Below are 20,054 nucleotides of genomic sequence, written 5' to 3'. Positions count from 1 at the left end.
TAAGGCGCGACTGGCATCACCACAGTCGCGCCCTACGTCGCCGGCTTATGGGGCAGGGGGGAATAGCCGGCTGTTGATACGACTCCCGTCCCTGAAAGTCGTTCCAGGGGGTTGCAAAATTTTTCGTGGGGCCATCCTTTTCGCACCCTGCCTTTTCGCACACGGTTAAGTGATCTTAACGCCTGAGAACTCTGGGTCCTCTCCTCGCGTTGTTCCCGCGATCGCCATGGGGCGAGGGACCGACAGCCATGTCACAGATTCAAAAGGTATTTTTAGGCGCCGTCGCGATCGCCGCGACGCTTGGCGCCGTCCAGGTCGGCGCCGTGCAGCTGGCCTCCGGCCATGATCCGGCCGACCGCTGGCAGGCGGTCGCTGACAAGCCGGGCCATAACGTCAATCGCTCCAGCAAAGCGGACCGGCTGGCCGACATCAAGCAGGCTGAGGTTCCGACCCGCACCGTGTCGATGCGGCTGAACGATCTGGCCGACACGTCGGTGCTGCTGCGGGTCCCCGCGGTGATCGAGACCGGCAACGCCAAGCCGCCGGTGTTGCTCCCGGACCAGAAGCAGAGCCGCAAAAAGCCGACGATCGCCTGCGAGCCGATGGTCAGCTCCCTGACCGAGGTCGCAAAGCTGCTCCAACCCGGCCGCTGTGTGACTTGATCGGCTTTGGCCACGGACAAGTCGCCCTCCGCCCGGAGGGCGATTGCTGACGTCTACTTGATCCCCTGCCCCCTCGCGTTATATCCCGGGTTTCTTCCTCTTTGGATTGACCGGGTAAACGCATGACGACGTCAGACACGGCTGTGCATACGCAGCCCTTCCAGGCCGAGGTTTCCGAGCTTCTGCACCTGATGGTGCATTCCGTCTATTCCGAGACCGATATCTTCCTGCGCGAGCTCGTCTCCAATGCCTCTGACGCCTGCGACAAGCTGCGCTATGAGGCCATCGCGAATCCGGCGCTGCTGGGCGAAGGCGACGCGCTCAAGATCCGGATCATTCCGAACAAGACGGCCGGAACGCTTGCGATCGCCGACAATGGCATTGGCATGGAGCGGCAGGAGCTGATCGACCACCTCGGCACCATCGCCCGCTCGGGCACCAAGGCCTTCGTATCGAAGCTCAAGGAGGCCAAGGATGGTCTCGGCCTGATCGGCCAGTTCGGCGTCGGCTTCTATTCCGCCTTCATGGTAGCCGACAAGATCGTCGTGGTGAGCCGCCGCGCCGGCGAGAGCGACGTCTGGACCTGGACGTCCTCGGGCGGCTCGGGCTTCGAGATCGCGCGTGCCAGCGAGGAGGATGCGGGCCGCGTGCAGCGCGGCACCGAGATCGTCCTGCATCTCAAGGACGATGCGAAGAAATATCTCGAAGCTTACGAGATCGAACGTATCGTCGGCGCTTATTCCGACAACATCCTCTTCCCCATCGAGCTCGTGCCTGAAGGGGGCGAACCGCGTCAGATCAATTCTGCGAGCGCGCTGTGGCAGCGCTCGAAATCCGAGCTCACGCCGGAAGACTACAAGAAGGCCTATCAGCAGATCGCCTCCGCCTTCGACGATCCCGCGATGACGCTGCATTATCGCGCGGAGGGACGTTACTCCTACGCCGTGCTGCTGTTCGCGCCCTCGACGAAGCCGTTCGACCTGTTCGAACCGAACCGCAAGGGGCGCGTCAAGCTCTATGTCCGCCGCGTGTTCATCACTGACGATGCCGATCTGCTGCCGGGCTATCTCCGCTTCATCCGCGGCGTCGTCGACAGCGAGGATCTCCCGCTCAACATTTCCCGCGAGATGCTTCAGAACAATCCGCAGCTCGCGCAGATCCGCAAGGCCGTGGCGACCCGCGTGCTGTCCGAGCTCGAAAGCCTGGCGGAGAAGGATCCGGAGAACTTCGCGAAGATCTGGGAGGCCTTCGGCGCGGTGCTGAAGGAAGGCATCTACGAGGATTTCGAACGCCGAGAAAAGCTGCTCGCGCTGTCGCGTTTCACCACGACCTCGGGCGAGAAGCGCTCGCTCAAGGACGTCGTCGCCGGTTTCAAGCCGAACCAGACCGAGATCTATTATCTCGTCGGCGACAGCATCGACCGGCTGAAGTCGAACCCCCGGCTCGAGGCGGCGACTGCGCGCGGCATCGAAGTTCTGCTGCTGTCCGATCCCGTCGACGCCTTCTGGACCTCGATGCCCTCGGAGTTTGACGGCAAGCCGCTGAAGTCGCTGAGCCAAGGCGATCTCAATCTCGACCTGATCCCGCGCGTCGACGAGGCCGACGAGGCGAAAAAGGACGAGCCGCTCGCCGACGAGGCCGCCACCATTGCGGTGATCAAGGCCGCGCTGGGCGAGCGCGTCAGCGACGTCAAGGCCTCGACGCGTCTTACCAGCTCCGCTTCCTGCCTCGTCGCCGACAGCCAGGGCCCGAGCCGCGAGCTCGAGCGCATCCTATCTCAGCAGAACCGTGGCATGCGCACCAAGCCGATCCTTGAGATCAACCTGCGCCATCCGCTGGTGACGGCGATCACGAAGGCTCAGGCCGGCTCCAAGATGGTTGACGATCTCAGCCTGCTCCTGCTCGAACAGGCGCAGATCCTAGACGGCGAGCTGCCGGAGGACCCTGCGGCGTTTGCGGCAAGGTTGAACCGGCTGGTGTTGCAAGGGCTCGGCGCGTAGCGGGCGCAGTGCACCGCACTCACCTTGCCGTCATCTGCGCGCAGGAACGGTCGCCTCTGCCATGGTGTTATGCCATACGAGGTGGCCGGCATCCGGGCCGCCGACATGGCCGACATGACAGATTCGAGGATTTCTCCATGCGTTTGCCGATCCTGACCCTGACCGCAATTGCCACGCTGTTCGTGGCGGCAGATGCCAGCGCCCAGACCTACGATCCGCGTTACCCGGTGTGCATGCACGTCTATACGCCCGGTAGTTTTGGCGGGGGCGGTGGCGATTATTTCGATTGCTCCTTCACCTCGCTGCCGCAGTGCCGCGCCACGGCCTCGGGCCGCTCGGCAAGCTGCGACGTCAATCCCTACTATGCGTTCGACCAACCCCCGCCGCCGCCGCGCCGGCGCCACAAGAACGTGCACTAGCGATCCGCAACGGCCTTCAGGGGGAATTTTCATGCATCGCTTGTTCGGCCTGATCATGACCGTCGGTGCCCTGCTCACGGCCGCGCCGTCGCATGCACAGACCTTCGATCCGCGCTATCCCGTCTGCATGCACGTCTATTCCGGTGCAAACGGCGGTGGCGGGGAGTGGTACGATTGCTCCTTCACCTCAGTGCCGCAGTGCCGAGCTACGGCTTCCGGCCGCTCCGCCAGCTGCGATCTCAATCCGTATTATCCGTTCAACGCACCGCCGCAGCGCTTGCGCCATCAGCGAGGCGGCTAGGGCTCACCGCCCGTTCGGCCGTCAATCAGACGGAGTATGCAGGGCTAGCTGCCGTGGGGCGCCTCGTTGGCCGCGGTGACGATCGCGTCGGTCAACTGCCAGGTCATCTTGTCCGTGGTCCAGTCGCTTGCGTGCAGCCTGCTGTCGTCGCCCGGGTCGACCATGCGGTCGAACGAAATTCTTGCAACGTCGTGCCAGCCCTTCATCAGCGCGAAGCGGCGAAAGACGTTGACCCGCTTTGCATGCGCGATCTCGCTGATCGCTGCGACCATCGCGTTCGCCTTGTCGGCCTTGGCCGGCGTCAGCACCGCCGGCACATATTGCAGATCCATTAGGATGACGTCGATCCCTCCGTCCACAAGCAGCTGATCGACGCCGTCAGCGATGGCCCTCCTGGTCTCGTCAAAGGTCGGTGGATTCTGATCGGCCGATTGCCACACCGCATTGGTGCCGACCTGCCAGATCACGAGATCCGGCTTCTGGTCGAAGACGTCGTGCTTGAACCGCAAAAGCTCCTTGGGAGCCTCTTCGCCGCCGACGCCCCGGTTGATGACATCGATCCCGGGCTTCGGAAATATGCTCCGAAGGTCCGCCAGCAATCGTTGCGGATAGGGCGCGATGCCTCCTTCGCCCGCCGTGGTCGACGAGCCGATCGCGACCACCTTGACCTGTCCGCGCCTCAGGCCATTGGCAAAATTGGTCAGCGGCTGCTCGAACGGCGCGGCCTGGACGGGAAATTCAGACGAGCCGAGAGCCACAGGTCGTCTCCCTTTCGCAACCGGGACAATGCAGGGTCAAAAAGACTAACCCGTTTGCCCGGAGCCGCCTAGCCTCACGCCCCGACAACTGGCTTTGCTATTGCAAGAACTGCCAGGCGGCGCACCTCGATCGCCTCCGGTTTGGTAAAGGATCACTAGAGTTAATCGTGCACTAACCCGGTTTTACCTTGTCTCTTAACATCTGGGCAGGGCGTGCGAGCTAAGCTGCCGGAAACCCGCAGACACGTTCCGAAAGAATGAACGGCATGACAACCGGCGTCATCGAGCAACCGAAAGCCGCGCGCGCACCTTCGGCTTCGAAAATCTGGCTGAAGGCGATCGAGCTCACCGCACGGATCGAGACGTTGCCGGGCCGGCTGTTCGCCGATGTCGTCGACGATTGGGCGCAGCGCCAGCCCAATCGCGTTGCGCTGACCACCGATGACGCGAGCCTCGACTATGAGGGACTTTCGAAACGCATCAATCGTTATGCGCGCTGGGCGCGCTCGGCCGGTGTGGCCAAGGGCGGCACTGTCGCGCTGATCATGCCGAACGGCATCGATTATGTCGCGGCCTGGCTCGGCATCAGCCGCGTCGGCGGCGTGGTCGCGCTGATCAACACCAAGCTCGTCGGGCACTCGCTCGCGCATTGCGTCGGAGTCGCAAAGCCCGCTCACATCATTGTTGCGCATGAGCTTGCAGCGGAGCTGGCCGGGCCGTTGCCGCACTTGAAGACGGAAGCAAAGGTCTGGACCCACGGCGATGCCCGCAGCGAGCGTCCGATCGATGTCGCGCTCGACGCCCTCGATGACCGGCCGCTTTCGCCGGACGAGCGTGGTGACGTCACCATCGACGACCGGGCCCTGCTGATCTACACGTCCGGGACCACCGGCCTGCCGAAAGCCGCAAGCATCAGCCATCGCCGCATCCTCAATTGGGGCTTTTGGTTCGCCGGCCTCACCGGCGCGACGCCGCAGGACCGGCTCTACGATTGCCTGCCGCTGTTCCACTCGGTTGGCGGCATCGTGGCACCATGCAGCATGCTCGCTGCCGGGGGCTCGGTGGTGATCGCGGATAAATTCTCAGCCTCGAATTTCTGGCCCGACATCGTGCGCCACGACTGTACGCTGTTCCAGTATATCGGCGAGCTCTGCCGCTATCTGCTCAAGGCGCCGCCGTCGGAATACGAGAACCGGCATCGCCTGCGGCTCGTCTGCGGCAACGGCCTACGCGGTGACATCTGGGACGATTTTCAGGCGCGTTTCGCCATTCCGCGCATCCTCGAATTCTACGCGGCGACGGAAGGCAATTTCTCGCTGTTCAACGTCGAGGGCCAGCCCGGCGCGATCGGCCGCGTTCCGCCGTTGCTTGCGCATCGTTTCCCTGCCGGTCTCGTCAAGCTCGAGCCCGATAACGGCGCCCCGCTGCGCAATGCGGAGGGGTTTTGTATCCCCTGCGCGCGCGGCGAGGCCGGCGAAGCCATAGGCCGCATCGGCACTGCGGATGAGGGCGGCGGTCGCTTCGAGGGCTACACCGAGGCGAGCGAGACCGAGAAGAAGATCCTGCGCGATGTCTTTGCCAAGGGCGATTCCTGGTTCCGCACCGGCGACCTGATGCGGCTCGACGAGAAGGGCTTCTTCCACTTCGTCGACCGCATCGGCGACACCTTTCGCTGGAAGGGCGAGAACGTCGCGACTTCGGAGGTCAACGACGCCATGCGCGATTTCACCGGCGTGATCGACGCCACCACCTACGGCGTCGGCATTCCCGGCACCGACGGCCGCGCCGGCATGAGTGCGATCGTGGTGAACGAAGGCTTCGCCGTCGAGGCACTGCCCGCCCATCTCGCACAGCGCCTGCCCGCCTATGCTCATCCCGTCTTCATACGCATCTCGCGCGAGCTCGATGCGACCGAGACGTTCAAGCAGAAGAAGGGCGAGCTCGCGCGCGAGGGATTTGATCCCGGCGCGGTCTCCGATCCGCTGTTCATGCTGGACCCGAAGACCGGCGCCTATGTCGCGCTGGACGCGGAGACGTATGCGCAAATCAACCAGGGTACGATCCGGCTCTAGCCGCGCGAAAATCCGCCAGATAGGTCCAATTTTATCCGAATTGTCCAAGAAGCCATTTACTTCTGTCGGGTAAACAAACGGGCAAGGGAGGCGGTCATCAAGAACCGCCGCAACACGAACGACAACAGAAGCGAGCCAGCCATGTCGGTACGGTCTAAGGTCATTGAAGCGATCCAGCAGATCGCCAAAGAGCAGCACGTCGCGCTTCCCGCACTCTCGGACGAGCTGTCCCTGCACGAGACGGGCTTCGACTCGCTCGCCTTCGCCATCCTGGTGGCGCGCCTCGAGGACGAGACCGGCGTCGACCCTTTCACCATTTCCGAGGACGCAGCGTTCCCCGCCACCGTGGGCGATTTCGTGCGGGCCTACGAAAATGTCCCCGCGTGAGATCTTTGCGCTCCGCGACCATCTCGGCGCGGAGCTGACCGGCCGCACGCTGTCGGACGCGCACGATGTCGTGTCGTTGACGGATATCCTGTCGCAGACGGTCCTGGGTGGCCGCCTGGGCGAGCTGTCCGGCCGCGCGGTGCTGCTGAAATTGTCCGACCAGCTCCGATCGGGTCTTGCCATGATCGAGCTCGACGGTATTGCCCGCCGCATGCTGCTGTGCCCGCCGGATCTCAACCCGGCGCATCTCGACGCGCTGATGGCGGATGCCGGGATCGATGCCGTTGTCACCGACGAGCCCGATCGCTGGGCCGAGACTGGCGTGCCGCTGGTCGTCACCGCACAACTGCCGCTTCAAGCCACAGCGCCGGCCAGGACCGAACGCGCCACGGAATGGCTGATGCTCACCTCGGGCACGTCGGGCGTGCCGAAAATCGTCGGCCATACGCTGAAAGCACTCACCGGCGCCATCGTCGCCGAAGGCCCGGCGCGCGGACCCGCGCCGGTATGGGCGACGTTCTACGACATCCGCCGCTATGGCGGCCTGCAGATATTCCTCCGCGCCGTCCTCTCGGGCGGCTCGATGGTGCTGTCCGATCCGCATGAGGCGCTCGCCGATCAGGTCACGCGGCTGAACGCGCGGGGCGTCTCCCACATCTCCGGCACGCCCTCGCACTGGCGCAAGCTGTTGATGAGCGGCTCGGCCGCGCAGTTCGCGCCGCGCTATGTCCGCCTCTCCGGCGAGATCGCCGACCAGGCGGTGCTGGACGGCCTGAAAGCGGCGTTCCCGAATTCCTCCGTCGGCCATGCCTATGCATCAACCGAGGCCGGCGTCGGCTTTGCCGTCAATGACGGACTGGAAGGCTTTCCGGCGGACTATCTCGGCAACCGCAACGGCGTCGAAATGAAGGTCGTCGACGGCTCGCTACGTATCCGTTCGACGCGCACGGCGCACGCCTATATCGGCCGCGACGCGGCTGCGCTCACCGACGCAGACGGGTATGTCGATAGCGGCGATATCGTCGAATTGCGCGGCGACCGCTACTATTTCGTCGGACGCCGCGGCGGCATCATCAATATCGGTGGGCTGAAGGTTCACCCCGAAGAGATCGAGGCGGTGATCAACCGTCATCTCGATGTGCGGATGTCGCGGGCGAAGTCACGCAAGAGCCCGATCACCGGCGGCATCGTCGTCGCCGACGTGATCCTCGCCGACGGCACCGATCCGGCGCGCGCGAAAGAGATCCGCGACCAGATTCTGGATCAGTGCCGCGCTCAGCTCGCCTCCCACAAGGTGCCGGCGGTGATCCGCTTCGTCGAGGCGCTCGACGTCACCCCGGCCGGCAAACTGGCGCGCACCGATGCATAATGTTCTCGTCACCGGCGGTAGCCGCGGTATCGGCCTTGCGATCGGCCAGCGGCTTGTTGATGGCGGCTACAACGTGATCGCGGCGGCGCGGCGCGAGAGCGACGAGCTCAAGGCGGCGATTGCCGGGTCGGAGGGGCGCCTGCATTTCCGCGCCTGCGACCTCGCCGTGATCGACGCGATCCCTGCCTATGCAAAACTCGTGCGCGACGAATTCGGACCGATCTACGGCCTCGTCAACAATGCCGGCCTCGGCACCGAAGGCCTGCTCGCGACCATGCACAATTCCGAGATCGAGGCGCTGGTGCAGCTCAACGTGCTGTCGCCGATCATTCTCACCAAATATGTCGCGCGGCAGATGATGGCCGACGGTGCCGGCCGCATCATCAACATCTCCTCGATTATCGCGACGACCGGCTATAACGGCCTCTCGGTTTACGGTGCGACCAAGGCCGCCGCCACCGGCTTCACCCGTTCGCTCGCGCGGGAGGTCGGCAAGCTCGGCATCACCGTGAACGCGATCGCGCCCGGTTTCATCGACACCGAGCTGACGCACAATCTGTCCGACGACAGCCGCAAGCGCATCGCCGGCCGTAGCGCGCTGCGCCGCCTGCCGGAGACCGACGACGTCGCGCGGATGGTGGAGTATTTGCTGGGAGAGGGCGGTCGCAATGTGACGGGTACCGTGTTTACGGTCGACGCGGGCAACACGGCGTAGGCGGAACTCCATCGCCACAATTGCATTGATCCGGCGCAATGACATCATCCGGATTTGGTCGTAAGATCCCGCGCAATCGATTGGGTTACGTCAATCGATCTGCCCTAATCGATAGGGAGCAGTCCATGACCGCTTCGAGCCCGGACAAGGCGTCGGTAAAGCCATCTTGCGCACAGCAAAGCGACGTTCACTGCGAGCCCGTTCACTGCGAGCCGATGTCTCACCAAAATTCCGGTGACCACGGTTACGAAATGTATCCGCAGAAATTCGTGCGTCTTGTCGGCTGCCATGACGTTCCCGCCTCCGCGCTACGCAAGCGCGTGGGCGAGAAGCTGCACTAGACATTCAGGTCCGATGCTTCGGCAGGTCAATCCGTTCGTGTGAGAACTCCGGCGGGCCCTCGGTCAGGCGGCGGATCCGGCGCTCGCGTTCGTCTTCAGACAGCGCAGGATCGAGCAGTCCCCCGAGTTCACGCACCGCAAGCTCTTCGATCCTGGTGGCATCCGAAGCGAGCGGGTGCCCTGGCGGGAGTGCCGGGGCCGCGACCTTCAGGCCGAGCTCGACCAGCTTACGGATGGCTTCCGAGCGCTACAGGTGATGGGTTTCGGCCCAGCTATCCACGGCCGCGGTCAGGCTTTCCGGCGTCTTCACCGCGCTGATCGGATCACGCCCAGTGCGCCGGCTTGCCGGAGCGATGGAGTCCTTCCTGTCGAAGTCGGACACGTCGATGTTCCCGCGCAACCATGTCAGATCATCGAGACTAGACGCCATTTACGGTCAACCGTTTGATGACCTTCTGTGGCATTGCAGTGCGCCCTCATCTTGTTGTCCGGGTCCATTTCGGCCAATGGTTGCAAGGGCGCGCGCCTGGCGAACCGAATCGATTCTTCTACGTATGTCCCTTTGGACGTGCGTCCCAACCATCCGGCATCATCCGATGACATCAGCGTTCTATAGCGGCATTCCGGTCTTTCGCGGCTTCACCAGTCTGATGGACCCCGCTTTGTATTCGCCGCTGCCCGACGACTGGAGCGTCGGCGTTGCCGACATCGTGGATTCGACCAAGGCCATCGCGGCGCAGCGCTACAAGGCGGTGAACATGGCCGGTGCCGCCGTGATCGCGGCCGTGACGAATGCATTGGAGGGACGCGAATTTCCCTTCGTGTTCGGCGGCGACGGCGCGAGTTTTGCGGTCGCGCCTAATGATCTCGAACTGGCCCGCGAGGCTTTGGCTGCGACCGCGACCTGGGTGCGGGAAGATCTCGACTTGCGGATGCGCGTCGCGCTGGTGCCGGTGAGCGTCATTCGCGCGCATGGCCTAGACGTGCGCGTCGCGCGCTTCGGACCGTCGGCCAATTTGTCCTATGCGATGTTTTCTGGCGGCGGGCTCGCCTGGGCGGACGCAGCGATGAAGCGCGGCGAGTTTGCGATCACCGAAGCGCCCGCGGGGACGCAGCCCGATCTCTCCGGCCTGTCCTGCCGCTTCGAGGTGATTCCGGCTGCGCGCGGCCTGATCCTGTCCGTGCTGGTCATGCCGGCCCAAGGCGCCGATCCCTCGGCATTCCGCAACGTGATCGAGGACATCATCCATCTCGTCGAGCGCAGCCCGGATGCCGGTCGTCCCGTGCCGCCACAAGGGCCGCCGCTGACATGGCCGCCGCAAGGGCTGGAATATGAGGCGCGCACCAGGCGCGGAGGTCCGTTGCTCGCACGCCGCGCCAGCGTGCTGGCCTACACCCTTTTCGTCTATCTGATCATGCGCTTCGATCTCAAAGTCGGCGGCTTCGTGCCGAAGCTCTATACACGGCAGGTCGTGGAGAACTCCGACTTCCGAAAATATGACGACGGCCTGCGCATGATCCTCGACTGTACGCCGGAGCTCGAACGCGCCCTCAGCGATCGCCTCGCGATTGCCGCGCGCGACGGCATCGTGCGTTACGGCCTCTATCAGCAGGACGCTGCGATGATGACCTGCTTCACCCCGTCGGCGTTGCGCAGCGATCACGTCCATTTTATCGACGGCGCGCGGGGCGGCTACGCCTCGGCGGCGACGGCGCTGAAGGCGATGACGGCGTGAAGCGCTAGCGCCCCGCCCGCGTCCAGGTTTCGCCGCCGCAGAGCGCGCCGACGCAGCCTTCGACCCGCAGCGAATCTGGATGGAATCACATTCCCGCGTTTATTTGCCTGCGTGCAATGACCTGCGCTTATTTGACCCAGCGCACGAAGGCGACCGAGGCCGCGGTCGACAGCCCGAATACCGCCATGGCGCCGCCGACCAGCGCGAACAGGGTCCAGGCCGGAGCCTGCGCCATCATGAGGCCGCCGCCGCCGATCGCGACGATCAGCAGCCGCGCGGTGGAGGCGAGCACGGGACCGCCGACCCGCGCCGCGCCTTGCGAGGAGAAATACAGCGACACGCCCACGCCGAAGAACACGAAGGTCGGGCCTGCCCAGTGGAAGTAGCTGTGCGCGGCGGCGGCAACGCCGGGATCCCTGGTGAAGAGCGAAACCCACAGGGATGGATCGAGCGCGATGATGAGGCCGATCAGGCCGACGGTAAGTCCCGAGGCCCCGGCCGCGGTCCAGGCCACGCGCCGCGCGCGCTTCACCTGTCCGGCGCCCATCGCCATGCCGACCATCGGCACCGATGCGATGCCGAAGGCGAAGGTGATCGGGATCAGCAAGAATTCCAGTCGCGAGCCGATGCCGTAACCGGCCAGCATCTCGGTGCCGAAGGTCGCCAGGATCTTGGTGAAGATCAAAATGGTGAGCACGGTCTGGAGCGGCGACAGGCAGGCGACCGCGCCGACCTTGAGGATGTCGAAGAACAACGCGCGATCGAAATGGAAGGCGCCGAAATCCAGCGGCAGCCGGCTGCGGCCGGACCAGAGATACCAGAGGAAGAAGATCGCAGCGCAGGTGAATGCGATCAACTGACCGGCGGCCACTCCGGGCATGCCGAATTGCGGCACGCCGAACAGGCCGAGCCCCAGCGTGCCGCCGAGCGCGATCTGGAGCACGCTCGTCCCGATCAGCGCCATCGAGGGCAGACGCATGTCGCCGGTGCCGCGGATCACCGAGGCCAGCGTGTTGACGAGCCAGATCGCGACCGCGCCGGAGAACAGCATTTGCGAATAGCCGCTGGCTTCCTCGAGCACACGCTCGCGCCCGCCCAGCAGCGCGAAGAACGAGCGGCCGAAGACGAGCATCGTCACCGTGAAGAAAAGCCCGCCGCAGAGGCCGATGATGGCGGCATGCAGCGCCAGCGTCGCCGCACGGTTCCGGTCGCCTGCGCCGAGCGCGCGGCTGATCGCAGACGAGACGCCGCCGCCCATCGCGCCCGCGCTCATCATCTGCGTCAGCATGGCGAATGGAAACACCAGCGCGATCGCTGCGAGCGGAATGGTGCCGAGCCGGCCGATATAGGAGGTCTCGGCGACCGCGACCAGCGTGCTGCCGACCATCGCGATCATGTTGGGGATCGCGAGCCGCAGCAGCGTCGGCAGGATCGGGGCCGTCAGCAAGCTGGCGATGGGCGAGGCGACCGGGGCAGGCGGCGGCATGGCGTCTATCGAGGCGTCGATCGTCATGTGTCACCGCGCGGAATATTGGATGATGATCGACATATTATATGGCGCGCAGCGCCGGCACCAGCCGCGCCTCACGCAGGGCTCACCAGGGCAGGCCGCAGAGGTCGATAGTGCCGAGTGTCGGCGCGCTGACGATGTTGCAGACATAGGGCGCCATGTGGGTGAAGCGGATCCGCCCCTCCGGCTGCTCGCAATAGACCTCGCCCTTGAAGGGGAGCCAGCTGCGGGCCTCGTAGAACGCGACATTGTGCGGCTCGCAGAACAGCAGCGCGAAGCGGACCGCCTCGTTGGCGCGCATGGTATGCACCGCGGCATCGATCGCCATGGTCGCATAGCCGCGGCCGCGCCGGTCCTCCCGCGTGCAGACGCCGCCGATGCCGCCGATGTGAACCTTCTGCCCGTTCCAGGTGACGGTGCGAAAATAGATGCCGACATGGCAGACGAGACCATCCTCGGGCGTCTCGATCAGAACGCGCAGGTCGGCATTGGCCCATTTGACGTGGGCCCAGGGCTGCTTCCCGACGATATCAGGTCCGAAGACCGCCTGGTGCAGCGGCTCCGCGATCCGCCAAGAGGCGTCGCCGTTCAAAATGTCGATCTCGATGCTCATGGCTCTCTCTTTCGCGTCTCCGCGCCGTCGGTGCGTGTCGTTCTGCCATAAGCACCTCAAAGGCAATGATATTTTATGGCCTGGTTCAAACGCCCTACATTCTTGCGACGATTTTATGCAATCCGGCTAAGCCGCCGCACCATGCCTTTTGGAAAATTCGCGGTATTTAACAGCCGCGGAACCTTCTATAAGGGGTGACCGTTAAGTCTCGTTCCCCCATCAGTCGCGGACAACACCCATGACCTTTACGCTGCCCCCACTCCCCTACGCCTATGACGCCCTCGGACAATTCATGTCGAAGGAAACGCTCGAATTCCACCACGACAAGCATCATCAGGCCTATGTCACCAACGGCAACAACGCGCTCAAGGGCACCGAATGGGAAGGCAAGTCCCTTGAGGAGATCGTCAAGGGCTCGTTCGGCAAGAACCCCGCGGTGTTCAACAATGCCGGCCAGCACTACAACCACATCCATTTCTGGAGCTGGATGAAGCCCAATGGCGGCGGCACCAAGCTGCCGGGCAAGATCGAGAAGAAGATCAACGAGGACCTCGGCGGCTTCGAGAAGTTCAAGACGGACTTCCAGGCGGCCGGCGTCGGCCAGTTCGGCTCGGGCTGGTGCTGGCTCCAGGTCAAGAACGGCAAGCTCGAGATTGCCAAGACCCCGAACGGCGAGAATCCGCTGGTGCACGGCGCCACCCCGATCCTCGGCTGCGACGTCTGGGAGCACTCCTACTACATCGACTATCGCAATCGCCGTCCCGACTATCTGAAGGCGTTTGTCGAGAATCTCGTGAACTGGGAATACGTCGAGTCGCTGTTCGACAAGGCCTGAGTTCGACGAGGCCTGGGCTTCACGCATTCCGGGGCCGGCTTTGCCGCTCCGGAATGACGGAATTGAAAGGCGGTCGCAGGCGCGGCCGCCTTTTTGTTGTGCGGAATTCGCACTTCGCCTCGCATGGCCCTGCGCGAGGTGCGCATCGCTCCCGTCATCGTACTGTTTGCATCGCATCTGCGGCGCCCTTAAGCAGGACGGGCATCACCCTCGAGCCGAACGCGCCCGTTGTCAGAACTTTCCCCGAAAGACCCTGCGCCCGCCGAGGACGCGGAATCCGAGCCGCGGCCGGGTCGCGTGCGCAAGCCGATCGGCTGGTCTACCATCATCATCGCAGCGCTGGTGGCGGTGAGCGCGGGTCTGGTCTGGCGGCGTGACGGCGCCGACGGTGTTCTCGACATACTGACCCACGATCTCTCGCTGTTCGGCGGCATCCTGCCCCGCGTGCTGGCCGGCTGCCTGCTCGGTGCGTTCATCTCCGAGATCCTGCCGCACGAAAAAGTCTCGCGCGCGCTCGGGCCGAAATCGGGCCTGAAAGGCCTTCTGATCGGCACCGCCTTCGGCGCGATCCTGCCCGGCGGTCCCTTCACCGCCTATCCCGTGGCGAGTGCGCTGCTGGCGGTCGGCGCCGATTTCGGTGCCACCATCGCCATGGTCGTGAGTTGGACCTTGATCGGCTATGGCCGGGCGGTCGCCTGGGAAATCCCGATTATGGGCACCGACTTCACGCTGTGGCGCATCCTCATCTCGCTGCCGTTGCCGATGCTCGCAGGCGCGCTCGGCCGCTTCGTCTATGTCCGGCTTTATCCGAAGCCGGGCATGAAGGACGACGAGACATGAGCGCCGCGCTCCTGATCGACATCCTGTTGTGGGGTTCGGTGTTCGGCGTTGGCCTGATCGCCTTTCGCCGTGGCCCACCGGTGTTCAAGGCCTCGCTGCGCGAAGGCTCGATGGACTTCATCAACATCGTGCCGCGGATCGCGCTGGGGGTGATCGGCTCCGGCTACATCGCCGCTATCATCCCACAGGAGGTGATCAGCGGCTGGCTCGGCCCGGACAGCGGCTGGCTGGGGGCCGCGACTGCCGTGGTCGCCGGGGCCGCGACGCCCGGTGGCCCGGTAATCGGGTTCTCGATCGGGACGGTGGCCCTGAAATCGGGTGGTGGGGTGCCGCAGGTGGTCGCCTATGTCGTCGCTTGGGCGCTATTTGCCTTCCAACGGGTGATTTTGTGGGAAATTCCGTTCATGCCGGCCCGTTTCGTCTGGTTCCGCTGCGCGGTTTCGGTGCCGTTCCCGTTCGTCGCCGCCGCCATCGCCATGCTGATCGGCAAACCCTGAGCCCGGCATGGACAGCTGTAATGTTATAATATAACATCCAGGAATGGTTCCCGCCGCGTCCCAAGCCCATCATAGCGATCATGCTCATAGCCATTCCCATGACGACGGGCATTCGCATGGACACGATCACACCCACGCACATGTCCACGGTGCGGCCTCTCCGCATCCGGCTCAGGCGGCGCACTGGTCGATCCTGCGCATGACGATGGCCGCCCGTCTCGCGGCCGCGCTCGCGGTCTGCGCCGTGCTTTGGGGCGTGGTCTTCCTGGCGATGAGGTGACCATGGCGGCGCTGCATTTCCACAACGTTACGCTCGGCTATGACCGCCATCCGGCCGTGCACCACCTCAATGGGGAGGTCGCGCCGGGCGCGCTGCTGGCCGTGATCGGCCCGAACGGCGCCGGCAAGTCGACGCTGCTGCGGGGCATCGTCGGCATCCTCAGGCCGCTCGACGGCAGCATCCATCTCGGCGGGCTCGACAGCCGCGATATCGCCTATCTGCCGCAGAGTGCGGAGATCGACCGCAGCTTCCCGATCTCGGTGCTGGACTTCGTCGCCACCGGGCTGTGGCGTGGGACCGGCCTGTTCGGCGGCATCGGCAAGGCGGCGCGCGAAAAGATCCTCCGCGCGATCGCTTCCGTTGGCCTCAACGGTTTCGAAAACCGCCCAATCGGCACGCTCTCGGGCGGCCAGATGCAGCGCGTGCTGTTCGCGCGCGTACTGCTCCAGGACGCGCGGCTGATCGTGCTGGACGAGCCCTTCAACGCCATCGACAGCAAGACCACGGCTGATCTGCTGACGCTGGTGAAGCACTGGCATGGCGAGGGCCGCACAGTGCTCGCCGCACTGCACGACATGGAGATGGTGCGCACCCATTTCAGCGAGACGCTGGTGCTGGCGCGCGGCCCCGTGGCGTGGGGCCCGACGGCGGAGGTGCTGACGCCGGAAAACCTGATGGTGGCGATGCGGATGTGCGAAGCCTTCGACGACAGCGCCGCCGCCTGCTCGGCCGATGATGCCCGCTCACGGGCGGCTTGATATCCGATGCTCTATGACGCGTTGATCGGCCCGTTCACCGAATTCGAGTTCATGCGACGTGCGCTCGCGGCCGTTATCGCGCTGTCGCTCGCGGGTGCGCCGATCGGCGTGTTCCTGATGTTGCGGCGGATGAGCCTGGTCGGCGACGCCATGGCACATGCAATCCTCCCCGGCGCCGCTGTCGGTTTCCTGCTCTCCGGTCTCAATCTGTTCGCGATGACGGCCGGAGGCCTGATCGCAGGTTTTGCCGTCGCAATCCTCGCAGGCCTCGTCGCGCGCTCGACCGGGTTGAAGGAGGATGCCTCGCTCGCGACCTTCTATCTGGCCTCGCTGGCGCTCGGCGTCACCATCGTCTCGATCAAGGGCACCAATATCGACCTGCTACACGTGCTGTTCGGCAATATTCTCGCGATGGACGACCAGACGCTGCTGGTCGTCGCATTCAACGCCACGGTCACGCTGCTGGTGCTCGCCGTGATCTACCGTCCGCTGGTGATCGAAAGCGTCGATCCGCTGTTTTTGCGCACCGTCAGCCGGGCCGGCGGGCCTGCGCATCTCGCTTTCCTCGCGCTGGTCGTGATCAACCTCGTCAACGGCTTTCAGGCGCTCGGCACGCTGCTCGCGGTCGGCCTGATGATCCTGCCGGCCGGCATCGCGCGGTTCTGGTCGCGCGATCTCACCGTCATGATCTGCATCGCGGTCGTCGCTGCCGCCGTGTCCGGCTATGCAGGTCTCGTGCTGTCGTTCCAGACCCGTGTGCCGTCGGGCCCTGCGATCATTCTGGTGGCGAGCGCGCTCTACACCGTCTCCGTCCTGTTCGGCCGGGTCGGCGGCGTCGTTAGGCAGCTGTTTCCCGGCCGGCATTTGGAAGCGTGATAGCGATGCGGCGCATCCTGCTTTGTGTGCTTATGCTGATCGCCTCGCCGCTGCACGCCGCTGAGCAACTGAAGGTCGTCGCGAGCTTCTCGATCCTGGCCGACTTCGTCCGTAATGTCGGCGGCGACCGGATCAATCTGACGACGTTGGTCGGGGCCGACAGCGACGTCCATGTCTACGCGCCCGCGCCAAGCGATGCGAAGCGGATCGCGGACGCAAAGCTGGTCATCGTCAACGGGCTTGGTCTCGAGGGCTGGCTGCCACGGCTCGTGCAGTCCTCGGGCAGCAAGGCGCAGGTGGTTATCGTGAGCGCCGGCATCGCGCCGCTCAAGCTCGGCTCGGCCGCAGATCCGCATGGCTGGCAGTCGGTCCCCAACGCCAAAATCTACGTCACCGACATCGCCAATGCGCTGGCCGCGGTCGACCCGGACGATGCGGAGTTCTTCCGCGCCCAGGCCAAGGCCTATTTGGAAAAGCTCGAAACGCTCGACCGCGAGGTCCGCGAAGCCGTGGCCAAGATCCCGCAGGAGCGTCGCAAGGTGATTTCGACCCATGACGCTTTCGGCTATTTCGCCGCCGAATACGGCGTCCAGTTCATCGCGCCCTTGGGCGTCTCCACGGAAACCGAGCCCAGCGCGCGGGACATCGCCACCATCATCGGCCAGATCAAGGCCCAAAAAATCCCCGCCGTGTTCCTGGAAAATATCAGCGACGACCGGCTGATCCGGCGGATCGCGGCGGAGACCGGCTCAAAAGTCGGTGGGACCCTGATTTCGGACGGTTTGACCGGCGAAAAGGGGCCTGCACCCACTTACATTGATATGGTCAGGCACAATATAAAGGCCCTGACCAGTGCGCTTGACCACTAGGGCAGGGGCCACCCCGCCTCGCGTCGCGCGAAAAGCCCGAAGTCCGGAGTTGTTATGTCTGAAGCGACCGCCCCAAAAATTCCCGTGACCGTCCTGACCGGCTATCTCGGTGCGGGCAAGACCACGCTGTTGAACCGCATCCTGTCGGAAAACCACGGCAAGAAATACGCCGTCATCGTCAACGAATTCGGCGAGATCGGCATCGACAACGACCTCATCATCGGTGCCGATGAGGAAGTGTTCGAAATGAACAACGGCTGCATCTGCTGCACCGTGCGCGGCGATCTCGTGCGCATCATGGAAGGCCTGATGAAGCGCAAGGGCAAGTTCGACGCCATCATCGTCGAGACCACCGGTCTTGCCGATCCGGCCCCCGTCGCCCAGACCTTCTTCGTCGACGAGGACGTGCAGAAGAGCGCGCGCCTCGATGCGGTGGTCACGGTTGCGGACGCCAAATGGCTATCCGACCGCCTCAAGGATGCACCTGAGGCCAAGAACCAGATCGCCTTTGCCGACGTCATCGTGCTGAACAAGATCGATCTCGTTTCCAAGGGAGAACTTGCCGAGGTCGAGGCCCGCATCCGCGCCATCAATCCCTATGCGAAACTGCATCGCACCGAGCGCTGCTCGGTGGCTTTGGCGGACGTGCTCGACCGCGGCGCTTTCGACCTCGACCGCATCCTCGACATCGAGCCGGACTTCCTGAATGCCGAGGATCATGACCACGACCATGATCATCACCATCACGACCATCATCACAATCATGATCACAGCCACGGCCTGAAGCACTATCACGACGAGGACATGCAGTCGCTGTCACTCAAGACCGACAAGCCGCTCGATCCGAACGTGTTCATGCCCTGGCTTCAGAACCTGGTGCAGGTGGAGGGCGGCAAGATCCTGCGCTCCAAGGGCATCCTTGCTTTCCACGACGATGATGACCGCTACGTCTTTCAGGGTGTCCACATGATGCTGGAGGGCAACCACCAGCGCAAATGGAAGGACGGCGAGCCGCGCGAGAGCCGCCTCGTCTTCATCGGTCGCGAATTGCCGCAAGACCTCATTCGCCAGGGTTTTGAGAGCTGCATCGTCTCGTGATGAAAGAGTTTACGCCACCCGCCGATTCCGCCTCGATCGTCTCCGTCACCGAGCGCGTCAAATCGCTCGCGCTCGGCATGGTCGTGACCTCCGTGCATTTCCTTGGCAACCGCGCCGCCTTCGTCGGCGGCGAGGAGAATGTCGCGCTCGTGGATAGCCAGGGTGAGATCAGCAAGATCGCCGTGCACAGCGGCGGCATTCTCTCGGCCGCCTCCGACGGCAAGCGCCTCGTGATGGGCGGCGACGATGGAAAAGTCGTGTCGCTCGAGGCCAAAGGCGAAGTGACGCTGCTTGCGACCGACCCGAAACGGCGCTGGATCGATGCGGTGGCGCTGCATCCGGACGGTGCCTACGCCTGGTCGGCTGGCAAGACTGCTTTCTTCAAGAGCGGCAAGAGCGAGGAGAAGTCGCTCGAGGTGCCCTCGACCGTCGGCGGCCTCGCGTTTGCGCCGAAGGGCCAGCGTCTCGCGATCGCCCATTACAACGGCGCGACGCTGTGGTTTCCCAACATGGCGGGGTCGGCCGAATTCCTGCCTTGGGCCGGCTCGCATCTCGGCGTCACCTTCAGCCCGGACAACAAATTCCTGGTCACCACGATGCACGAATCGGCGCTGCACGGCTGGCGGCTTGCCGACAACAGGCACATGCGCATGACCGGCTATCCCAGCCGCGTCCGCTCGATGTCGTGGAGCGCGGGCGGCAAGGCGCTGGCGACCTCGGGCGCCGACACGGTGATCCTGTGGCCGTTCGCTAGCAAGGATGGCCCGATGGGCAAGGAGCCAGCGATGCTCGCGCCGCTGCAGGCGCGCGTGTCGGTCGTCGCCTGCCACCCCAGGAACGACATCTTCGCCGCCGGCTACAGCGACGGCACCGTGCTGATGGTCCGTCTGGAGGACGGCGCCGAGATCCTCGTCCGCCGCAACGCCACGCCCGCAGTCGCCGCGCTCGCCTGGAACGCGAAGGGGACGCTGTTGGCGTTCGCCGACGAAAATGGTGATGGCGGCCTGCTCGAGCTTTAATCTGTCATCGTTCCGACCGTGGATGGGGCCATGTGGCGCGCAGCCGTCGAGTTCCGGCCGCCACGGGCGGGAACCGCAGAGCGGCAATTTCGTTGATCC

Annotated in this window: 22 protein-coding genes and 2 pseudogenes; 19 read left to right on the top strand and 5 right to left on the bottom strand. The window is 64.3% G+C overall.

Annotated elements, in window-relative coordinates; genetic code table 11:
* Window positions 1-248 precede the first annotated feature (248 nt).
* The 4 genes from AC0L3B_RS06625 (at window position 249) to AC0L3B_RS06610 (ending at window position 3,382) form a co-directional block, all read left to right on the top strand.
* Window positions 249-662, top strand: coding sequence for a hypothetical protein (locus AC0L3B_RS06625; RefSeq protein WP_018453296.1), 414 nt, complete (start codon window positions 249-251; stop codon window positions 660-662).
* Between the two features lie 122 nt (window positions 663-784).
* Window positions 785-2,662: a molecular chaperone HtpG gene (gene htpG, locus AC0L3B_RS06620; protein ID WP_085350713.1), complete on the top strand. Its 1,878-nt coding sequence runs from the start codon at window positions 785-787 to the stop codon at window positions 2,660-2,662.
* 137 nt (window positions 2,663-2,799) lie between these two features.
* Window positions 2,800-3,081 carry a DUF3551 domain-containing protein gene (locus AC0L3B_RS06615; protein ID WP_018453298.1) on the top strand — a complete coding sequence of 94 codons (282 nt, stop codon included), beginning with the start codon at window positions 2,800-2,802 and terminating at the stop codon, window positions 3,079-3,081.
* Between the two features lie 31 nt (window positions 3,082-3,112).
* Complete coding sequence (locus tag AC0L3B_RS06610) at window positions 3,113-3,382, top strand: DUF3551 domain-containing protein (protein ID WP_007597230.1); 270 nt, start codon at window positions 3,113-3,115, stop codon at window positions 3,380-3,382.
* A 44-nt stretch (window positions 3,383-3,426) separates the two neighbouring features.
* On the opposite strand, the gene AC0L3B_RS06605 is transcribed toward AC0L3B_RS06610, so the two are convergent.
* Complete coding sequence (locus tag AC0L3B_RS06605) at window positions 3,427-4,140, bottom strand: SGNH/GDSL hydrolase family protein (RefSeq protein ID WP_018453299.1); 714 nt, start codon at window positions 4,138-4,140, stop codon at window positions 3,427-3,429.
* Between the two features lie 257 nt (window positions 4,141-4,397).
* On the opposite strand from AC0L3B_RS06605, the gene AC0L3B_RS06600 reads away from it, so the two are divergent.
* The 5 genes from AC0L3B_RS06600 to AC0L3B_RS06580 all read left to right on the top strand — a co-directional run bounded on the left by AC0L3B_RS06600 (window position 4,398) and on the right by AC0L3B_RS06580 (window position 9,024).
* Entirely contained in the window at window positions 4,398-6,212 is a 1,815-nt protein-coding gene (locus tag AC0L3B_RS06600; protein ID WP_473380185.1) for a long-chain-acyl-CoA synthetase, read from the top strand.
* Between the two features lie 141 nt (window positions 6,213-6,353).
* The gene (locus AC0L3B_RS06595; RefSeq protein WP_018453301.1) at window positions 6,354-6,599 is read left to right on the top strand and encodes an acyl carrier protein; all 246 of its coding nucleotides are present in this window, start codon (window positions 6,354-6,356) and stop codon (window positions 6,597-6,599) included.
* Window positions 6,586-7,968, top strand: a complete 1,383-nt coding sequence (locus AC0L3B_RS06590) for a class I adenylate-forming enzyme family protein (RefSeq protein ID WP_204512448.1) — start codon at window positions 6,586-6,588, stop codon at window positions 7,966-7,968. The genes AC0L3B_RS06595 and AC0L3B_RS06590 overlap by 14 nt, the downstream gene beginning before the upstream one ends.
* Entirely contained in the window at window positions 7,961-8,683 is a 723-nt protein-coding gene (locus AC0L3B_RS06585) for an SDR family NAD(P)-dependent oxidoreductase (protein ID WP_085350711.1), read from the top strand. The genes AC0L3B_RS06590 and AC0L3B_RS06585 overlap by 8 nt, the downstream gene beginning before the upstream one ends.
* A 125-nt stretch (window positions 8,684-8,808) precedes the next feature.
* Complete coding sequence (locus tag AC0L3B_RS06580; RefSeq protein WP_204512447.1) at window positions 8,809-9,024, top strand: hypothetical protein; 216 nt, start codon at window positions 8,809-8,811, stop codon at window positions 9,022-9,024.
* 4 nt (window positions 9,025-9,028) lie between these two features.
* Here the strand turns inward: AC0L3B_RS06580 and AC0L3B_RS06575 are convergent.
* Window positions 9,029-9,454 (bottom strand): annotated as a pseudogene (locus AC0L3B_RS06575) (hypothetical protein).
* A 166-nt stretch (window positions 9,455-9,620) separates the two neighbouring features.
* Here AC0L3B_RS06575 and AC0L3B_RS06570 point away from each other — a divergent pair.
* Window positions 9,621-10,760 carry a DUF3095 domain-containing protein gene (locus tag AC0L3B_RS06570; RefSeq protein WP_473380184.1) on the top strand — a complete coding sequence of 380 codons (1,140 nt, stop codon included), beginning with the start codon at window positions 9,621-9,623 and terminating at the stop codon, window positions 10,758-10,760.
* 4 nt (window positions 10,761-10,764) lie between these two features.
* On the opposite strand, the pseudogene AC0L3B_RS06565 reads toward AC0L3B_RS06570, so the two are convergent.
* From AC0L3B_RS06565 to AC0L3B_RS06555, 3 genes and pseudogenes are all read right to left on the bottom strand, one after another.
* Window positions 10,765-10,836 (bottom strand): annotated as a pseudogene (locus AC0L3B_RS06565) (DUF2147 domain-containing protein); the annotation flags it as partial.
* Window positions 10,837-10,887: 51 nt separating this feature from the next.
* Window positions 10,888-12,273, bottom strand: a complete 1,386-nt coding sequence (locus tag AC0L3B_RS06560; RefSeq protein WP_085350709.1) for an MATE family efflux transporter — start codon at window positions 12,271-12,273, stop codon at window positions 10,888-10,890.
* A gap of 82 nt (window positions 12,274-12,355) precedes the next feature.
* The gene (locus AC0L3B_RS06555; protein ID WP_085350708.1) at window positions 12,356-12,883 is read right to left on the bottom strand and encodes a GNAT family N-acetyltransferase; all 528 of its coding nucleotides are present in this window, start codon (window positions 12,881-12,883) and stop codon (window positions 12,356-12,358) included.
* Window positions 12,884-13,121: 238 nt separating this feature from the next.
* Between AC0L3B_RS06555 and AC0L3B_RS06550 the strand changes: the two genes are divergently transcribed.
* From AC0L3B_RS06550 to AC0L3B_RS06510, 9 genes are all read left to right on the top strand, one after another.
* Window positions 13,122-13,718 carry a superoxide dismutase gene (locus AC0L3B_RS06550; protein WP_007615200.1) on the top strand — a complete coding sequence of 199 codons (597 nt, stop codon included), beginning with the start codon at window positions 13,122-13,124 and terminating at the stop codon, window positions 13,716-13,718.
* Between the two features lie 228 nt (window positions 13,719-13,946).
* Window positions 13,947-14,558, top strand: a complete 612-nt coding sequence (locus AC0L3B_RS06545; RefSeq protein ID WP_473380183.1) for a permease — start codon at window positions 13,947-13,949, stop codon at window positions 14,556-14,558.
* Complete coding sequence (locus AC0L3B_RS06540) at window positions 14,555-15,055, top strand: hypothetical protein (RefSeq protein ID WP_204512445.1); 501 nt, start codon at window positions 14,555-14,557, stop codon at window positions 15,053-15,055. Before AC0L3B_RS06545 ends, AC0L3B_RS06540 begins: the two co-directional genes overlap by 4 nt.
* A 43-nt stretch (window positions 15,056-15,098) precedes the next feature.
* Window positions 15,099-15,335, top strand: coding sequence for a hypothetical protein (locus tag AC0L3B_RS06535; RefSeq protein WP_039798633.1), 237 nt, complete (start codon window positions 15,099-15,101; stop codon window positions 15,333-15,335).
* A gap of 2 nt (window positions 15,336-15,337) precedes the next feature.
* Entirely contained in the window at window positions 15,338-16,093 is a 756-nt protein-coding gene (locus AC0L3B_RS06530; protein ID WP_247284733.1) for a metal ABC transporter ATP-binding protein, read from the top strand.
* A gap of 6 nt (window positions 16,094-16,099) precedes the next feature.
* The gene (locus tag AC0L3B_RS06525) at window positions 16,100-16,969 is read left to right on the top strand and encodes a metal ABC transporter permease (RefSeq protein WP_007597190.1); all 870 of its coding nucleotides are present in this window, start codon (window positions 16,100-16,102) and stop codon (window positions 16,967-16,969) included.
* Between the two features lie 5 nt (window positions 16,970-16,974).
* On the top strand, window positions 16,975-17,838 hold the full coding sequence (locus tag AC0L3B_RS06520; RefSeq protein WP_085385465.1) for a metal ABC transporter substrate-binding protein: 864 nt from the start codon (window positions 16,975-16,977) through the stop codon (window positions 17,836-17,838).
* Window positions 17,839-17,892: 54 nt separating this feature from the next.
* Window positions 17,893-18,936, top strand: coding sequence for a CobW family GTP-binding protein (locus AC0L3B_RS06515; RefSeq protein WP_026232508.1), 1,044 nt, complete (start codon window positions 17,893-17,895; stop codon window positions 18,934-18,936).
* Entirely contained in the window at window positions 18,936-19,955 is a 1,020-nt protein-coding gene (locus AC0L3B_RS06510) for a WD40 repeat domain-containing protein (protein ID WP_085385463.1), read from the top strand. Before AC0L3B_RS06515 ends, AC0L3B_RS06510 begins: the two co-directional genes overlap by 1 nt.
* Window positions 19,956-20,054 lie beyond the last annotated feature (99 nt).

Source organism: Bradyrhizobium sp. Kon56, from assembly GCF_055807635.1.
The sequence above is the reverse complement of the archived record's forward strand: the minus strand, read 5'-3'. Positions and strand labels throughout refer to the sequence as shown.

Bases quoted from the DNA above. Each gene is read 5' to 3' on its own strand.
- AC0L3B_RS06515 (WP_026232508.1), top strand. From the start codon at position 17,893: ATGTCTGAAGCGACCGCCCCAAAAATTCCCGTGACCGTCCTGACCGGC.
- AC0L3B_RS06520 (WP_085385465.1), top strand. From the start codon at position 16,975: ATGCGGCGCATCCTGCTTTGTGTGCTTATGCTGATCGCCTCGCCGCTG.
- AC0L3B_RS06625 (WP_018453296.1), top strand. From the start codon at position 249: ATGTCACAGATTCAAAAGGTATTTTTAGGCGCCGTCGCGATCGCCGCG.
- AC0L3B_RS06590 (WP_204512448.1), top strand. From the start codon at position 6,586: ATGTCCCCGCGTGAGATCTTTGCGCTCCGCGACCATCTCGGCGCGGAG.
- AC0L3B_RS06550 (WP_007615200.1), top strand. From the start codon at position 13,122: ATGACCTTTACGCTGCCCCCACTCCCCTACGCCTATGACGCCCTCGGA.
- AC0L3B_RS06585 (WP_085350711.1), top strand. From the start codon at position 7,961: ATGCATAATGTTCTCGTCACCGGCGGTAGCCGCGGTATCGGCCTTGCG.
- AC0L3B_RS06540 (WP_204512445.1), top strand. From the start codon at position 14,555: ATGAGCGCCGCGCTCCTGATCGACATCCTGTTGTGGGGTTCGGTGTTC.
- AC0L3B_RS06595 (WP_018453301.1), top strand. From the start codon at position 6,354: ATGTCGGTACGGTCTAAGGTCATTGAAGCGATCCAGCAGATCGCCAAA.
- AC0L3B_RS06610 (WP_007597230.1), top strand. From the start codon at position 3,113: ATGCATCGCTTGTTCGGCCTGATCATGACCGTCGGTGCCCTGCTCACG.
- AC0L3B_RS06570 (WP_473380184.1), top strand. From the start codon at position 9,621: ATGACATCAGCGTTCTATAGCGGCATTCCGGTCTTTCGCGGCTTCACC.
- AC0L3B_RS06530 (WP_247284733.1), top strand. From the start codon at position 15,338: ATGGCGGCGCTGCATTTCCACAACGTTACGCTCGGCTATGACCGCCAT.
- AC0L3B_RS06615 (WP_018453298.1), top strand. From the start codon at position 2,800: ATGCGTTTGCCGATCCTGACCCTGACCGCAATTGCCACGCTGTTCGTG.
- AC0L3B_RS06535 (WP_039798633.1), top strand. From the start codon at position 15,099: ATGGTTCCCGCCGCGTCCCAAGCCCATCATAGCGATCATGCTCATAGC.
- AC0L3B_RS06510 (WP_085385463.1), top strand. From the start codon at position 18,936: ATGAAAGAGTTTACGCCACCCGCCGATTCCGCCTCGATCGTCTCCGTC.
- htpG (WP_085350713.1), top strand. From the start codon at position 785: ATGACGACGTCAGACACGGCTGTGCATACGCAGCCCTTCCAGGCCGAG.
- AC0L3B_RS06580 (WP_204512447.1), top strand. From the start codon at position 8,809: ATGACCGCTTCGAGCCCGGACAAGGCGTCGGTAAAGCCATCTTGCGCA.
- AC0L3B_RS06600 (WP_473380185.1), top strand. From the start codon at position 4,398: ATGAACGGCATGACAACCGGCGTCATCGAGCAACCGAAAGCCGCGCGC.
- AC0L3B_RS06560 (WP_085350709.1), bottom strand. From the start codon at position 12,273: ATGACGATCGACGCCTCGATAGACGCCATGCCGCCGCCTGCCCCGGTC.
- AC0L3B_RS06525 (WP_007597190.1), top strand. From the start codon at position 16,100: ATGCTCTATGACGCGTTGATCGGCCCGTTCACCGAATTCGAGTTCATG.
- AC0L3B_RS06555 (WP_085350708.1), bottom strand. From the start codon at position 12,883: ATGAGCATCGAGATCGACATTTTGAACGGCGACGCCTCTTGGCGGATC.